This window comes from Ruegeria sp. K5 (assembly GCF_056531805.1).
This window is the reverse complement of the sequence record NZ_JBQFML010000001.1, coordinates 1,798,601-1,815,041: the sequence shown is the minus strand read 5'-3', so window position 1 is coordinate 1,815,041 and position 16,441 is coordinate 1,798,601. Positions and strand designations below refer to the sequence as shown.

Below are 16,441 nucleotides of genomic sequence, written 5' to 3'. Positions count from 1 at the left end.
ACAGTGCCATATCAATCATCAATTCAGACCAGCAGCGAAACTTTTCACGAAAATCAGGCGGCGATGCTGTCTCTGGTCGAAAAGCTGCGCGAGCTTGAGGCGCGGCCCGTGAAGCTGTCGGAACAGAAACGCGAGCGGTTCGAAAAGCGCGGGCAGATTTTACCGCGCGAGCGTCTGGCCCGGCTGCTTGACCCCGGCATGCCGTTTCTGGCGCTGCACACCATTGCTGGGTATCTGATCGACAGTTCGAAAGAAGAGAAATCGGTGCCGGGGTCTTCGCTGATCGCGGGGATCGGATTTGTGAACGGCGTGCGCTGCATCATCTGGGTGGATGACAGCGGCATCAAAGCTGGTGCGATGGGCGTCAAGGGGCTTGAGGCCGGGCTAAGCGTGCAGCGGTTGGCATTGCGGCACAAGCTGCCCTTTGTTCATCTGGTCGAAAGCGCGGGGGCCGACCTGACCAATTACAAGGTCGAGATGTGGGCGCAGGGCGGCACAGCCTTTGCCAATCTGGCCCGGATGAGCGCTGCAGGCATTCCCACAATCGCAGTTCTGCACGGGGCCTCGACCGCGGGCGGGGCCTATATGCCCGGCCTGTCGGATTATGTGATCGGGGTGAAAAAGAATGGCATGGCGGCTCTGGCCGGGGCCGCCTTGGTCTATGCGGCCACCGGGGAAGAGGCGGACGAGAAAGAGCTTGGCTCGGCCGAGATGCACGCCTCGGTCAGCGGACTGGTCGAGTATCTGGCCGAGGATGATGTGCAGGCGATTGCCATGGCACGCGATGTGGTCGGCAAGCTTGACTGGAACAAGGGCCAGTCCATGCCGCCGCGCCACGCGTTTGAACCTCCGGTCTATGACCCGGCGGAACTGGCCGGGATTGTGCCTGCCGACCCCAAGGTACCCTATGACGTGCGCGAGGTGGTGGCGCGTCTGGTCGACGGGTCTGAGTTTGAGGATTTCAAACCGGATTTCGGCCCGGCCACCGTCTGTATGCGCGCCTCGATCCACGGGTTTGCCTGCGGCATCATTGGCAATAATGGTCCGATTGATACGCAAGGGGCAAACAAGGCCACGCAGTTCTTCCAGCTTTGCGATCAGGCGGACATCCCGGTCATCTTCCTGAACAACACCACAGGTTACATGGTCGGCACCGCCTATGAACAAGCGGGCATGATCAAGCACGGCTCCAAGATGATTCAGGCAGTCACCAACATGCGGGTGCCCAAGATCACGATGTATATCGGGTCCAGCTTCGGGGCCGGTAATTACGGCATGGCCGGATATGGCTTTGCGCCCGATTTTCTGTTCGCCTGGCCGAATTCGAAATCCGGTGTGATGGGGGGCGAGCAGGCTGCCAAGACCATGAGTGTCGTGCAGGCCATGACCGCCAAGCGCAAGGGTATGGACGTGCCGAAAGAGGCGTTGGAGCAGCAAGGCAAGATCATCCGCCATATTTTTGACGAACAATCCGATAGCTTCGTCACCTCGGGGCGTGTTCTGGACCATGGCATCATTGATCCGCGCGACAGCCGCAAGGTTTTGGCCATGTGTCTGGAAACGGTCGAGGAAGGCCGCAATCGCCGTCTCAAACCCAACGCATTTGGCGTGGGGCGGATGTGATGGACGGCGCTGCCTATAAGACTCTGGACCTTGAACAGCAGGGCGGGTGGCTGACAATCTGGTTCAACGAACCGGCCCGTCGCAACCCGCTGACGTTCGAGCGGATCGATGAGTTGCTGGCCCTCTGCGCCGAACTGCAGGGACGCCGTGACATTCGCGGCGTGGTTCTGCGCGGTCGGGGCGGGGTGTTCTGCGCCGGAGGGGACCTGCGGGCGTTTCAATCTGCTTTTCAAGGAGCGGATGCGCGCGATGAGGTCATCGCGGCGTCGGTCCGTGGGGCTCAGGTGTTCGATGCCATCGATCAGTTGCCGCAATTCGTGGTCATCGTGGTCGAAGGGGCCGCCATGGCCGGAGGTTTTGGCATGGTCTGCTGCGGTGATCTGGTGATCGCCGAGGAAAACGCCAAATTCGCCCTGACCGAGACCCGGATCGGCATCGTTGCCGCCCAGATCGCACCCATGGTGCAGCGGCGGCTGGGGCGGCGTCAGACACGTCGTTTGATGCTGTCTGCTGCCACTCTGACCAGCCAGCAAGCCGTCGAAGTTGGGTTGGTCGATCGGTTGGTCAGCGGTACAGACGGGATCGATGCGTCCTTGACCGACATTCGGGCGCAGATCACGCGTGTATCCCCCAATGCCCTGGAAGTGACCAAAGCGCTGTTGCGCGACATGGAAAGCCTGCCACGACAGGACCAGATTGCTCGCGCCGCCGACGACTTCGCCGGGTGCCTGTTGTCGCCCGAAGGGATCGAAGGCGTCACCAGCTTTATGCAGAAACGAAATCCGAAATGGGCCGAGGCCGAAGATGTTTGACACAATTCTGATTGCCAACCGGGGTGAGATCGCCTGCCGCGTCATCGACACCGCTCGGCGGCTGGGCCTGCGGACGGTCGCGGTTTACTCGGACGCGGATCGCGACGCGCGCCATGTGAAACTGGCGGACGATGCGGTTCATATCGGTGGCTCGGCCCCGGCGGACAGCTATCTGCGCGGCGATGCCATCATTGCCGCCGCACAACAGGCGGGCGCACAGGCGATCCATCCGGGCTATGGCTTTCTGTCCGAGAATGAGGCGTTTGCCGCCGCCGTTGGCGCGGCGGGGTTGGCCTTTATTGGCGCACCGGCCAGCGCAATCGCCGCGATGGGCAACAAGGCAGCCGCAAAACGGCTGATGATCGCCGCCGGGGTTCCCTGCGTGCCCGGTTATGAAGGCGAGGATCAATCCGACGCCGCGTTGACCGAAGCCGCCGCCAAAATCGGCTTTCCGCTGATGATCAAGGCCGCCGCCGGTGGCGGCGGGCGCGGGATGCGCATCGTGCATGGTGCCGACGATTTGGCGGCGGGTCTGCAGCTGGCCCGGTCCGAGGCGGAAAACGCCTTTGGGTCCGGCGAATTGATTCTGGAAAAAGCCGTAATCGCACCGCGCCATGTCGAGGTTCAGGTCTTTGCTGACGATCACGGCACAACCCTGCATCTGGGCGAACGCGATTGCTCGGTCCAGCGTCGTCACCAGAAGGTTCTGGAAGAGGCGCCATGCCCGGTGATGACGCCCGAACTGCGCAAGGAAATGACCGACGCGGCAATCGCCGCCGCCCGAGCGGTGGACTATCGCGGCGCGGGTACGGTGGAATTCCTTCTGGACGCCTCGGGCGCATTCTATTTCCTGGAAATGAACACGCGGTTGCAGGTCGAACACCCTGTGACCGAGGCCATCACCGGCCTCGATCTGGTCGAGTTGCAGATCATCGTGGCGCAGGGCCTGCCCCTGCCGTTGGCGCAAGCGGATGTGCGGCTTGACGGACACGCCATTGAGGCGCGGCTATATGCCGAAGACCCCGGCGCGGATTTCGCGCCCGCAACCGGCCCGATTGCCTTGTGGCAAGCACCCGACGGCGAAGGGATGCGCACCGATACCGGCATCGAAACGGGGGGTGAGGTCTCGCCTTTTTACGATTCGATGCTGGCCAAAGTGATCGGCATCGGTCCCAGCCGCGACGTGGCGCGTCGTCGTCTGGTCGCCGGGCTGAAGGAAACCGCGCTGTTGGGTCTGACCACCAATCGCGGCTTTCTGATCGACGCGTTGAACCAGCCCGGTTTCGCCGACGGGTCGGCCACCACGGCCTTTATCGCCGAGACCTATCCCGATGGCGTCGACCCGGTTCAGGCCCGGCCCGCCGATTTCGCGTTGACCGCCGTTCTGATCCATTGTCAGGACCGCGACCGCCTGTTTGCGCAATCCACCGTCGTCAGCGTCGAATTGCTTGACTGGCACAGCGTTGCGCCACTGCCGAACATGGTGACACTGATCCACGGCGAGACCGAGGCCAAGGTCTCGGTCTCGCCGGTTGGCAATCGTTTCGACGTCCGTTGCGGCGATGACAGCTTTGTCGCGACGGTTCAGAGCATGGACGACACCGGCGCAACCCTGACGCTGGACGGGCGGCGCGTTACCGTCAGCTTCACCCGCTGGGGCAACCGCCAATTCGGCCTGCGCCTCGACACAGTTGACCTCGCGTTCACGATTTTCGATCCACTGACCGCGTCAGGCGACGATGCGGGCGGCAGCCGGATCGTGGCTCCGATGCCGGGGGTTGTGGTCTCGATCAACGTCGCGCCGGGTGATGAGATCGAAAAGGGCCAGACGCTGGCCGTTCTCGAAGCGATGAAAATGCAGCACCAGATCACGGCCACGCGCGACGGACAGGTCCGCGAGGTTGTCACCCGGGCCGGTGCGCAACTGACCGCTGGCGCGCTGATGATCGCGTTGGAGGAAGACGCGCCGTGAATTCTGAGCTGTGCAAGAATATGGGGCTGGAGTTCCCGCTGTTTGCTTTCAGCCATTGCCGGGATGTGGTCGCTGCGGTGTCGCGGGCCGGTGGGATGGGTGTGTTTGGCGCGGTGATGTACACGCCCGAGCAGTTGCGGCAGGAACTGGAATGGATTGACGCCAACGTCGATGGCAAACCTTACGGCGTGGACCTGATCGTACCGAACAACCTTGCGGCCTCTGGTGCAGGGCTTGACCCCGACCAATTGTTGGCCGCGTTGCCCGCCGAGCAGAAACTACTGGCCGAACAAGTCCTGCAAAGCCATGGCATCGACACGTCCGGGATTGATGATGATCGGATCAGGTTCCTGGATTTCGCCCGCAACATGGATGCAGAAGGCGCGCAGGCGATGCTTGAGGTTGCGTTCTCGTTCCCGATCAAGCTGATCGCAAACGCTTTGGGTGAGCCGCCGAAGATCATGATCGACATGGCGCATGAGCGGGGCGTTCCGGTGGCCGCTCTGGTCGGGGCAAAGAAACACGCCGAACGGCAGATCGCCGCCGGGGTGGATGTTCTTGTGGCTGCGGGCGGCGAAGCGGGTGGTCATTGCGGTGAGGTTTCAACCATGGTGTTGACGCCCGAGATCGTCTCGGTCGCGCAGGGCAGGCCGGTTCTGGCGGCGGGCGGTATTGCCACGGGTCGCCAGATGGCGGGCGCGATGGCGATGGGGGCTGCGGGCGCGTGGTGCGGTTCGGTTTGGCTGACAACTGCCGAAGGGGAACCGGCGCAGCCGATCAAGGACAAGATGCTGGCGGCCACGTCCTCGGACACTGTGCGCAGCAAGTCGCGTACCGGCAAGATGTCCCGACAGTTGAAATCGGCCTGGACAGATGCGTGGGAGGACAGCGATGTGTCCCCCTTGCCGATGCCGTTCCAGACCATCGTCAGCGAGCCGGCATTGCATCTGACCGAAAAACTGGCCTCAGCCGGGCATGAAGGTGCGACCGAACTGGCGACCTATTGGGTCGGACAGGCGGTTGGATTGATGAATGAAACAACCTCGGCCGGACAGGTCGTTCAGGATTTCAAAGCCGATTTTCTGGACGCCGTCGACCGGCTCAATACTCTGTTGGAGACATAATGGAACAGGTCACTGCCTTTCTGGAGGAAAGCGAAGCATTGGCTGCCGTAATCGAGGCGCAGTGCAACGGACGTTGGGATGCGCCCACCCAGTTCAAGGGGTGGACGGTGAATGATGTGTTGGTGCATCTGCATTTCTGGAACCGGGCCGCCGATCTGTCGCTGACCTCGGCGGATGCGTTCAATGCGATGCTGGGTGAAAGCCTGCCCAAAATCCAGACGCTGGGGTTTCGGGCCATGGAAAACGCCGCCATCTCGGAACGGGGCGAGGCGCTGCTGACCCTCTGGCGGGATTACTTCCGCGATATGGCCACCCGTTGGCAGGGTGTGGATCCCAAAACGCGCCTGCCCTGGGTGGGACCGTCGATGTCGGCGCGGTCGTCCATCAGCGCGCGCCAGATGGAGACCTGGGCCCATGGGCACGAGGTCTTTGACCTTTTCGGCGCGGAACGCACCGAGAGCGACCGGATCAAGAACATCGTCATTCTGGGCGTCAACACATTCGGGTTTTCGTTCCAACTGCGCGGGAAAGAGGTTCCGCCTGCGATGCCTGCCGTCGAACTGACTGCGCCCTCGGGCGAGGTCTGGCAATTTGGCGACGCGTCGGTGGGGCAGATCAGCGGTTCGGCCCTTGGGTTTGCGCAGACGGTGACGCAGACGCGCAGCTATGTGGACACTGATCTGACCGTTTCGGGCGATCTGGCGAGGGAATGGATGGAAAACGCCCAGTGCTTTGCTGGACCGCCTGAGACCACGCCGCCGCCCGGATCGCGGTTCCGGCAATAAACGGTCCTGACCCCGGAAAGGACGAGATGCAGCCGATCGACGCCAATACCCTGAAGCCCGTACCGCTTCACCTGATCGACACCGTCAGGCGGCTTGGGGATGCGCCTGCTTATTGGCACGAGGTTGATGGGGATTGGCAATCGCAAAGCTGGTCGGGGTTCGGGGCCGAGGTTGAGCGGGCGGGTCGTGCATTGATCGCCTTGGGGCTTGACCCCGGACAGGTCGTTTGCATTCTCGGCCGCAATCGCCCGGAATGGGTGGTCATGGCCCATGCGGCAATGGCGGCCGGGTGCAATCCGACAGGGATCTATTTCACCTCATCAGCCGAAGAGATTGACTATATCATCCGCCATTCGGATTGCCCGCTGGTCTTGTGCGACACGGACGAAAACCTGTCGCGGGTGCAATCGGTGCGGGCAGATGTCCCGGGTCTGCGCCACGTCGTGTCCATGAACCGACAGGTGGCAGAGGCCGATGTGCTGTCCTGGCCTGATTTCCTTGGGCTTGGCGGGGCAGAGTTTCAGCCCGAATTGGACGCCCGCCGCAATGCGCTGACGCTGAAAGACACGGCACTTCTAGTCTATACATCGGGGACCACCGGGAAACCGAAGGCGGTTGTGCTGTCGCATCGCGCCGCGATCTGGATAACGCAGACGCTTGGTGAGTTCATGCAGGTCAAGGACGGCGCGCGTATGCTGTCATACCTGCCGCTGGCCCATATTGCAGAGTTCAACAACTCGATATTGGGCCAAGCCGTGTTTGGAAGTCAGGTCTGGTATTGTCTGGACCCTTTGACCATGCGCGATGTGCTGCCCCTGTGCCGCCCAACGGTGTTTCTGGGCGTGCCGCGCGTCTGGCAGAAGATCGAAGAACGGATCACCACGGGTGTTGCTGCGGCAAAAGGGGCCAAAGGCGCGATGGCGCGCTGGGCACTGGGTGTTGGGCAGGAGGTGGCTCAAAAGCGGCTTGGGGGTCAAAAGCCCGGCTTTGGCCTTGCGCTGCAATACCGTCTGGCTGATCGGCTGTTGCTGAGAAGGGTGCGCCGCGCATTGGGGCTGGCGGATTGCGGTACGATCCTGTCCTCTGCGGCACCGATCTCGGTTCAGACACTGCAGTTCTTTTTCGGCCTCGGCATCGATGTCTATGAAGGTTACGGCCAGTCCGAGGCCTGCGGCCCCAGCACGATGAACTGCGCCAGCGCCAACCGATTGGGCAGTGTCGGCAAACCTCTGCCGGGCATCGAGGCGCGCGTTGCCGAGGACGGTGAGGTTTTGGTGCGTGGTCCGAACGTCTTTGATGGGTATCTGAAAGACCCTGAATCCAGCAGCGAAACCCTGACCGAAGATGGCTGGCTTCTTACAGGTGACTTGGGGCAGATCGACGAGGATGGGTTTGTCACCATCACCGGGCGCAAGAAAGAAATTCTGATCACCACCGGCGGCAAGAACATCTCGCCCGCCGCGATTGAAAATGACCTGACGGATATTCCGCTGGTCGAACACGCCATGTTGTTGGGAGATAGGCGCAAATTCGTGGCCGCGCTGCTGAGTATCTCGGAAGATGCGCTGGCCGCCTTTGCCAAGGCTGAAGGGTTGGACAATCCGACACCGTTGCATCCCCGCGTGCAAGAGGTTGTCGCTGCCGCCATTGCCCAGATCAACCCTCGTTATTCTCGCGTCAATCAGGTGCATGAATTCCGTATTCTGGACCGACCTCTGTCTCAGGACGCCGATGAACTGACCCCGACCCTTAAGATGAAGCGCCGGGTGATCGAGGAAAACCATGCCGCTTTAATCGACGCAATCTATGCAAATCCCCCCGAACAGGAGCCTTTATGAGCCCCCATTTGAACGACCCAACCACCCCCATCAAACCCGCTGCGTTTGGTGCCTGCCACGGCCTTAACCATGGATAAGGCGATCCTGACCTGTGCGCTGAACGGGGTGCTGACCAACCCGGCGCAGCATCCCGTTCCGGTTACCCCCGAAGACTGCGCAGCCTCGGCGCATGAGGCTTATGATGCAGGGGCGTCGATCATTCATGTCCATTACAGGGATCAGGGCCCCGGTCGCGGTCACTTGCCCAGCTGGGATCCAAAAGTTGCCCGCGACATTACTGATGCAATCCGCGATGCCTGTCCGGACGTGCTGATCAATTCGACCACCGGCTTGCCCGGTGCGGATATCAGCGCACCGGTCGGTGTGTTGCGTGAACTCAGGCCCGAGATTGCGGCCTGCAATGCCGGGACGCTGAACTACCTCAAGCTGCGGGCCTCGGGCGATTGGGCCTGGCCACCGATGGTCTTCGATAACCCGCCCGAAAAGGTGCAGGGCTTTTTGGACGTAATGGCAGAGACCGCAAGCATTCCCGAGTTTGAGTGCTTTGACGTGGGCATTGTCCGCTCGGTCGAGATGTATGTGCGTGCGGGAATGGCCAGGCAAGCACAGTATAACCTTGTGATGGGTGTCGCCTCGGGCATGCCGGTGGATGGTGATCTGCTGCGTCTGCTTCAGAAATACATGATCCCCGGATCAAAATGGCAGACAACGCTGATCGGGCGGGCGGACATTTGGCCAGTGCACCAGCTGAGCGCCGAGTTGGGTGGTATGTTGCGCACCGGGGTTGAGGACACGTTCTATCTGCCGTCAGGCGACAAAACCTCGGGCAACGGGCAGTTGATCGAAGCGCTGGCCACATGTGCTGGCAACGCCGGGCGCGCGGTCGCATCTCCGGCCGAGGCGCGCGCGATCTTGGGGATTGGCTGACCAGTCAGGCCGATTTCGTCTGCGCGCGACCAGCCTGCCACGCTTGCTGGGCCGAAAAAGCATGAGCCATTATTGACTCATGCTGCACTAGCACAATAGGAGGGGTCGGTCCGGTCGCATCGGGTGACCGGCACAGCCTTCCCGATGGAGCATATCGAAATGTCTGAACTGCGTGACACCGCAATGTCGTCCAAGGCCTGGCCTTTTGAAGAGGCGCGCCGGTTGCTCAAACGCTATCAGAAGAATGCGCCGGAAAAGGGCTATGTTCTGTTTGAAACGGGCTATGGCCCTTCTGGCTTGCCGCATATCGGCACGTTTGGCGAAGTTGCGCGGACCACGATGGTCAAGCGTGCGTTCGAGGCGCTGTCGGATATCCCCACCAAGCTGATCTGTTTCTCGGACGATCTGGACGGGATGCGCAAGGTTCCGACCAATGTACCGAACCCTGAGATACTTGAACAGCATTTGCAGCGCCCGCTGACCTCGGTCCCGGATCCGTTCGGTGAATACGACAGCTTTGGCGCGCACAACAACGCGATGCTGCGGCGGTTTCTTGATACCTTTGGGTTCGATTACGAGTTCTATTCGGCCAAGGAATTCTACGAGTCCGGGCAGTTTGACGAGATCCTCAAGCGCGCGGTCGAACGCTATGACGAGATCATGGCAATCATGCTGAAAAGCCTGCGGGAAGAACGCCAGCAGACCTATTCGATCTTCCTGCCGCTGCACCCGGAAAGCGGGCGGGTCATGTATGTGCCGATGAAAAAGGTCTGCGCCGAGACCTTCACGGTGACCTTTGACGATGAAACCGGCAAGGAATGGACCGTGCCCGTCACCGGCGGACACGTGAAGCTGCAGTGGAAGCCGGATTTCGGCGCGCGCTGGGCGGCGCTGGGCGTCGATTTCGAGATGTACGGCAAAGAACACGCGACCAACGAAAAGATCTATGACGCGATCTGCCGTGCGTTGGGTGGCCGTGCGCCTGAGCATTTCAGCTATGAGCTGTTTCTGGATGAAAACGGTCAGAAGATCTCCAAGTCCTCCGGCAATGGCGTGTCGATTGACGAATGGCTGACCTATGCGCCGACCGAGTCGCTGGCCTATTTCATGTATCAAAAGCCCAAGACCGCCAAGCGGATGCATTTTGATGTGATCCCAAAAGCTTATGACGAGTATCATCAACAGTTGCGTGCCTATCCGGGTCAGGACCTGAAGGCGCAGTTGAACAACCCGGTTTGGCATATCCATGGCGGAGAGGTGCCCGAGTCGACCCTGATGGTGCCCTTTGCGATGTTGCTGAACCTGGCATCAGTGTCCGGGGCCGAGGACAAAGAGGCGTTGTGGGGCTTTATCCGCCGTTACGCGCCCGACGCGACTGCGGAAAGCCATCCCGATCTGGATCAGGCGGCGGGCTTTGCCGTGCGCTACTTCAACGACTTCGTCAAACCGACCCGCAAGCACCGCGCGCCAACCGATCAGGAACGCGAAGCGCTGGAGGCGCTGAAAGCTGCGCTTGAGGCCTATGACGGCCCGGTCGAGGACGAGGCGCTGCAATCAGTGGTCTATTCCATCGGACGCGAGCGGTTCGACCCGATGCGCGGTTGGTTCACGGCGCTTTATGAGGTGCTGCTGGGGGCCTCGCAGGGGCCGCGCTTTGGTGGTTTCATCGCGCTTTACGGCGTGGCCGAGACGATCGCACTGATCGACAAGGCCCTGGCCGGAGAGCTGGTCTGATTTGACCTGATCCCGCTTGGGGCTACCCTTCCGTCAGGAGGTGGCCCCATGCGTCGATTTTTGCTTGCTGTATCCCTGAGTGTCGCTCTGGCTTCGGGTGCCTATGGTCAGAGCGAAGAGATCGAGGCCAATATCGCGGCGCAGATCGAAGCGTTCGAAGCCGATGATTTCGCCACCGCCTTCACCTTTGCCAGCCCGAATATCCAGCGCCTGTTCCAGAATCCCGACAACTTTGGTGCCATGGTGCGCAACGGCTATCCGATGGTGTGGCGGCCGTCCGAGGTGCGGTTTCTGGAACTGCGCGAGATTGCGGGCGCGCTGTGGCAAAAGGTCATGATCGTGGATGGTGACGGCCGGGTTCACATTCTCGACTACCAGATGATCGAGCAGGAAAACGGTTGGAAAATCAACGGCGTGCAATTGCTGGGCAATTCCGACCCATCAGCCTGAGGCAACGCCACCGTCACGGTGGGATGAGCCGCAGTTAATCCCTTTTGGATACTCAGACTTTCGCGTTCGGGGTGGACCCGGGCTGAGGGTTTGAACGTGTCGCTGTTCTGTGCGGCGCGATTGGGAAAGGGATTTCTATGAACAAGGCAATCACCGACGGCATCGTTTTCATGCCGCCTCAATTCGCGGATGGTCTGGGGGTTTGGTCTGCGGGGGACGGGACACCGGGCTCGCCCACCTATGCCGGGTCGGGCACGGGGGCATTTGTGCCAGCGGATGCGGATTTTGGCGGCTGTCTTGAGATTCTGAAGGTCAATCCAACGCAGCAATTGCGCTATATGGGCCAGACGCCACTGCTGCCCGGCTGCTATCTGCAGATCAAGGCGCGTGTCAAAGCCGTCAGCGGTCCGTTGCCCGAGGTTCGGATTGCGGCCTGGGCTGGCGGGGCCGGGGATACAAACCTGACCGGCGTGATCGAAGAGGGGCCGGCGACGCAGCTTTCCGGCTATGGGGCAGTGCATGAAATCACCGCAATCGTCGGCACCGGGCGTCGCCCCGGGGTGGACATGCCCTGGGGTGTCGATGCGCTGTACGGCCATTTTGGTCTGGATATCCTTGGTGCCAACGGCGCACTGGTGCGGGTCGATGACATCGAGATCACGGATGTGAGCGGCGTGTTCCTGCGCGAGATGATCAGCGTTGTGGATGTGCGCGATTACGGGGCCATTGGCGACGGTGTCACCGATGACTCGGCTGCGTTCGAGGCGGCGGATCAGGCTGCGGGCGGTCGTCGGGTCTATGTTCCGCAGGGCACGTATCATTTGGCCGAAAATACCAGCATGGCGTCCGAGATGGATTTCGAAGGCACGGTGACCATGCCCGACGACAAGATGCTGCTGTTGACCAAGAATTTCGATCTGCCTGCCTACATCACCGCTTTCGGGGATGAGGAACTGGCCTTCAAAAAGGCATTTCAGGCTTTGCTGAACAACTCGGACCACGACTCGCTGGATCTTGGCGGGCGCAAGGTCGCGGTGACGGGGCCGATTGATATGGCGGCGGCTGTGCCCAACAAGCAAGGCTTCTCCACCCGACGTGTGATCCGTAACGGACAGTTCGACGTCAAAAGCAGCACGGATTGGGACACCGAGACCTTCACCTCGGTCGCCACCTATGACCCTTCCGACAATACCCGCCTTACGGATGTGGCCAATGTGGCGAATATCCCTGTTGGATCACTGGTGCAGGGCGCAGGCGTGGGGCGCGAGATTTACGTGCGATCCAAGGATGTCGGTGCGGGCGAGATCACGCTGAATGCGCCGATCTATGACGCCTCGGGCACGCAGACCTATACGTTCCAGTCCTTCAAATATCTGCTGGATTTCAGCGGCTTCAGTACGCTGCGCAAATTCGGCATGGAGCAGATCGAATTCCAGTGCAACAGCCGGTGCAGCGCCATCCGTCTGGCGCAGTCGGGCAGCACGTTTTCGCTGAACGATTGTTTCATCAGCCGCCCCAAAGATCGCGGCATCTCGTCAACCGGGACCGGGTGCAAGGGGATGCTGATCGACAATTGCCAGTTCCTGTCCGCCGAGGAATCCTTCACCGTGCCCGAGCGTAACTCGATTGCGCTGAACACAAACGCGAATGACATCAAGCTGCGCCATAACCGCGTCGTAAGGTTCAAGCATTTCGCCGTGGTGGGCGGCGACAACAACATGATTTTGGGCAATCATTTCTTTCAGGGGGACAGCATTCCGCAGGGCGTTCGCACCGCTGGCCTGATCATGATTGGCACCTACAACAGCTCGACCATTGCCCAGAACTACATCGACAACTGCTTTATCGAATGGAGCAATGAGCGCGACGCAGAACCCAGCTATGTTTCGGGCAATTCGTTCAGCGCCATGAGCATCACGGACAACATCTTCTATTCCAGCGAAGCACCGCCCTGGTTCAGCTATATTGTGGTCCGCCCCCATGGGCCGGGGCATTTTCTGAACGGGCTTTCGGTGACGGGGAACGTGTTCCGGTCAAGCAGCAGCGACATTGAACGCGCCGAGCGGGTGGATACAACGTTTGCTGACCTCAATAAGGATCGCCACGTCAATGTGACGTTCCAGAACAACACCTTTCACGGTATCGACAAGAAAGTAGCGAACCCTCTTCGGCTTCGCCATACACAGAACACGGCTGCCGGGACATGGAGCGTTTGGACCTCTGCCCGCTTGCCATTCAAGGGCAAGGCGCGAAGCTGCGATTCCGTCACCGCGCTGGGGGCGCTCAGAAGTACGCTTGGCACAGTTCGCTATGCCACCCCCTATGTCGATGTCGAGCAGGGGAACAACGAAGACGGTGTTCGCCTGCGGTGGCAGGAAAACCTGAGGGGTACGGCATCTGTTCTGGTGCGAATGGAGCGGTAAGTGCTCAGGCGGTCGCCCCAGGCGGGCGGCCGTCATTCTCTTGCCAAAATTACAAGAATCCAAGGAATTGCGCGACTTATAGGTTTCCTGTGCTAGGCTGAGATCAGCCAAAGGAGGATCAGATGCCGACCATCGCCAAAACCGCAACCGTGCAGACCGTCATTACAACATTTGAAATGACACCGGGAACCTGTCAGGACCTGTTAGAAGCGCTGACGGATGCCTATTCCAGCTTTATCTCCAAGCAGCCGGGATTCGTATCAGCGGGCCTTCATGTGAACGACGCGCAGACCCGCATTGCCAACTATTCACAGTGGGAGCGCCGTGAGGATTTCCTGGCGATGTTGCGCACGCCCGAGATGCGGGACCGCAACCGCAAGCTCAACGAATTATGCAAGAGTTTTGAACCGGTCATGTACGAGGTGGCCGAAACCTTTGACCGATCCTGACCTGGATCAAGGCCTCTGATTTCCGCGTGGTTTATTATGACTGCGGTAAAACGGAGGCCCTAAAATGTATCACAACATTCTTGTCCCCATTTCCTTCGACACCGAACGGGATACGTCCGGCCCGATCAAACTGGCCGAGGTATTGGCAACACCGGACGCAAAGGTCACCTTGCTGCATGTTGTCGAGCATATTCCCAACTATGCGATTTCCTACATGCCCGCCGAATATCTGACCGAAGCGCGCAAGGCCATTCAGACCGAGCTGGATGACCTTGCCGCAAAACTGCCCAATGCCGAAGGGCTGGTGATCGAGGGGCATTCGGGCCGCAGTATCCTGGACTGGGCCGAGGCACACAGCCCGGATCTGATCATTATGGCATCGCATCGGCCGGGGATGCAGGACCTGCTGCTGGGGTCTACCGCGACGCATGTGGTGCGCCACGCAAAATGCGCGGTTCACGTGGTCCGATGACGTCTAGAAATCCGCAGGGCTCAGACGGTAGGCTTTTCCGAACCCTGCGTTGAGCAGCCCGTCGGTGATGTCAAAGCGAACAAACCCGAAGTCTGCAAAATCGACATAAAGCTTGGCTTTCGGGCGCAACTCCAGATAGCGCAGGCGCAGGTCCTCATGATCGGGTGTGCCTCGGGCGACCAACTGTGCTGTGGCGTGCAACGTCAGGCGCGGATGGGTCAGCGGATCGCCCTTGTCCGCCGGTTCTCCGATCAATAGCGCACAGGCTGGGTTCGCGTGCAGAGCACGGGTGTGATCGGACAGCGTTGAAATCAACGAGATCGGTTGCCCTTGCTCATCCGTCGCCAGTGCAATGCGTGACGATGATGGCAAGCCGTTGTCCGGGCGCAGAAAGGACAGCGCGGCAAAAGTAGCGCTGCCCACCAGATCGCGCGCCAACTTGCGCGCTGCGTCGTCCGTGGGTTGGTATGGGTCGGCCTTGGGCATCGCACTCGGTTTGCTGTCGCGTCAGAGGTGACCATTTGATACGGGTTTGAGGGACACAGTTCCAGCCCGTCGGGTCGCCGCCGCCTCGGCTTTGCCACAAATCGCGTGTACAGACGGGGTATGGATTTGGATCGCCTCACGCAGGAACAGGATAACCTGAACCCGCAGCCCTCAAAGCGACACCTGCGCGCTGACGCGACGCGGCGGCGGGCTTTGTCGCCTTTTCGCATTGGGCTGATGGTCGTGGCCTTACCTCTGACAACCGCACTGATTGCGGCGAACATCTACATCCGAATGTCCGAGTTCGACCGGAACGGAGCGATCCTGCACCTCATCGCCCTGTCAGGCTGTGAAGCACCCGCAAAGCTTGGCTTTGGTCCATTCCGCAAAGGTTATGCCGGGTATCACGAACGCTATGACCCGGACCGCAACGGTGTCTCGTGCGAAAAGTCAGGTCAGGTGCGCGCCAACAAATCACCCACATCCGGCACGGCAACACAACGCGCTGTGGGGAACGCGAAATTCGTGCGGCCCTGATCCGTTCGGCCTGATTTCTTCACCTCAGGACAATTGAGCCCCGGCGCAGTCGCGAAAAATGCGGACCTGCGGCGCGGCACCGTCCAAAGGAAACTCGGCCACCCCGTCCTGAGTGAAGGCGTAGGCGGTCTGATTATATTCCAACCCGTCCAGCACATTTCCGAACCCGGTATCCGTGACAGTCAGCGAGGCCGCACCGTCCGACAACACATGGCGCGAGGTGGCAATTTCGATCGGGTTCGGCCCCTCAAACCGCATGGCAAACCATGGGGCCTGTGTCCAGGCCTCGGTCTTTTGCGTGACCGTCAGCGTATAGAGAGGTTGGGACGGGTCGTAGGTCAGGAAGATTTCGGCCTGTTCGGTGTCATGCGACAGGGTGCAGATTTGACCCACCGAGGCCTCCCATGCGGTGGCCGGGGTGGCGAGGAGTATCGTGAGCAGAAGAAGGCGCATGACGGAAACTTAGCTGTCGATGGGCCTTGGGCAAGGGTGGTGATCTGTCTTTACGACAGACGTTAGTAGTGCACGAGGCGGCCTGATTGAAGGCGCTGACGGATTTTTCATAAAACTGCGCCAGATCCTCGGCCAGCACCACGCGGGTGCCCCGTACCCGGTCAATGGCGCTTTGGAATTCGAGCAGGCTGTGTGGGGTGTTCGTCATGACAACCGTTTTGAAAACACAACCTGTTTTTTCAAACGTGGAGGAGAGGGCGTTGGGCTGTAAGGGTAGTGTCGGGCTGTAGGATGGGTGATTTCACCCATCAATGTTCATCACAAAAAAGATGGGTGCGAGCACCCATCCTACGCTT

The 16,441-nt window shown here is 60.3% G+C and carries 15 protein-coding genes; 13 read left to right on the top strand and 2 right to left on the bottom strand.

Features of this window, described 5'->3' with window-relative positions; all coding sequences use genetic code 11:
* The first annotated feature begins 3 nt into the window (after positions 1–3).
* The 12 genes from ACR0MO_RS08775 (at position 4) to ACR0MO_RS08720 (ending at position 14,609) form a co-directional block, all read left to right on the top strand.
* A complete protein-coding gene (locus tag ACR0MO_RS08775; protein ID WP_480890752.1) occupies positions 4–1,623 on the top strand; it encodes an acyl-CoA carboxylase subunit beta in 1,620 nt (539 codons plus the stop codon).
* Positions 1,623–2,435, top strand: coding sequence for an enoyl-CoA hydratase/isomerase family protein (locus tag ACR0MO_RS08770; protein ID WP_480890749.1), 813 nt, complete (start codon positions 1,623–1,625; stop codon positions 2,433–2,435). Before ACR0MO_RS08775 ends, ACR0MO_RS08770 begins: the two co-directional genes overlap by 1 nt.
* A complete protein-coding gene (locus ACR0MO_RS08765; RefSeq protein WP_170622327.1) occupies positions 2,428–4,407 on the top strand; it encodes an ATP-binding protein in 1,980 nt (659 codons plus the stop codon). Before ACR0MO_RS08770 ends, ACR0MO_RS08765 begins: the two co-directional genes overlap by 8 nt.
* Entirely contained in the window at positions 4,404–5,531 is a 1,128-nt protein-coding gene (locus tag ACR0MO_RS08760) for an NAD(P)H-dependent flavin oxidoreductase (RefSeq protein ID WP_170622328.1), read from the top strand. Before ACR0MO_RS08765 ends, ACR0MO_RS08760 begins: the two co-directional genes overlap by 4 nt.
* Complete coding sequence (locus ACR0MO_RS08755) at positions 5,531–6,316, top strand: TIGR03084 family metal-binding protein (RefSeq protein ID WP_170452253.1); 786 nt, start codon at positions 5,531–5,533, stop codon at positions 6,314–6,316. The genes ACR0MO_RS08760 and ACR0MO_RS08755 overlap by 1 nt, the downstream gene beginning before the upstream one ends.
* 26 nt (positions 6,317–6,342) lie before the next feature.
* A complete protein-coding gene (locus ACR0MO_RS08750; protein WP_480890746.1) occupies positions 6,343–8,154 on the top strand; it encodes an AMP-dependent synthetase/ligase in 1,812 nt (603 codons plus the stop codon).
* Between the two features lie 69 nt (positions 8,155–8,223).
* Positions 8,224–9,081, top strand: a complete 858-nt coding sequence (locus ACR0MO_RS08745; RefSeq protein ID WP_480890743.1) for a beta-keto acid cleavage family enzyme — start codon at positions 8,224–8,226, stop codon at positions 9,079–9,081.
* Positions 9,082–9,240: 159 nt separating this feature from the next.
* Positions 9,241–10,815: a lysine--tRNA ligase gene (locus ACR0MO_RS08740; RefSeq protein WP_170453123.1), complete on the top strand. Its 1,575-nt coding sequence runs from the start codon at positions 9,241–9,243 to the stop codon at positions 10,813–10,815.
* A gap of 48 nt (positions 10,816–10,863) precedes the next feature.
* The gene (locus ACR0MO_RS08735; RefSeq protein ID WP_170452248.1) at positions 10,864–11,265 is read left to right on the top strand and encodes a DUF4864 domain-containing protein; all 402 of its coding nucleotides are present in this window, start codon (positions 10,864–10,866) and stop codon (positions 11,263–11,265) included.
* Between the two features lie 137 nt (positions 11,266–11,402).
* Positions 11,403–13,688, top strand: a complete 2,286-nt coding sequence (locus ACR0MO_RS08730) for a glycosyl hydrolase family 28-related protein (protein WP_170622331.1) — start codon at positions 11,403–11,405, stop codon at positions 13,686–13,688.
* 122 nt (positions 13,689–13,810) lie between these two features.
* Positions 13,811–14,137, top strand: coding sequence for an antibiotic biosynthesis monooxygenase family protein (locus ACR0MO_RS08725; protein ID WP_170452244.1), 327 nt, complete (start codon positions 13,811–13,813; stop codon positions 14,135–14,137).
* Positions 14,138–14,201: 64 nt separating this feature from the next.
* Positions 14,202–14,609 (top strand): universal stress protein, encoded by a 408-nt coding sequence (locus tag ACR0MO_RS08720; protein WP_170452242.1) that lies wholly within the window; start codon positions 14,202–14,204, stop codon positions 14,607–14,609.
* 3 nt (positions 14,610–14,612) lie between these two features.
* Here ACR0MO_RS08720 and ACR0MO_RS08715 read toward each other — a convergent pair whose 3' ends face one another.
* Positions 14,613–15,095 (bottom strand): pyridoxamine 5'-phosphate oxidase family protein, encoded by a 483-nt coding sequence (locus tag ACR0MO_RS08715; RefSeq protein WP_170452240.1) that lies wholly within the window; start codon positions 15,093–15,095, stop codon positions 14,613–14,615.
* 120 nt (positions 15,096–15,215) lie between these two features.
* On the opposite strand from ACR0MO_RS08715, the gene ACR0MO_RS08710 reads away from it, so the two are divergent.
* Complete coding sequence (locus ACR0MO_RS08710) at positions 15,216–15,632, top strand: hypothetical protein (RefSeq protein WP_170452238.1); 417 nt, start codon at positions 15,216–15,218, stop codon at positions 15,630–15,632.
* A 24-nt stretch (positions 15,633–15,656) separates the two neighbouring features.
* On the opposite strand, the gene ACR0MO_RS08705 is transcribed toward ACR0MO_RS08710, so the two are convergent.
* A complete protein-coding gene (locus ACR0MO_RS08705) occupies positions 15,657–16,085 on the bottom strand; it encodes a hypothetical protein (RefSeq protein ID WP_480625686.1) in 429 nt (142 codons plus the stop codon).
* Positions 16,086–16,441: the final 356 nt, after the last annotated feature.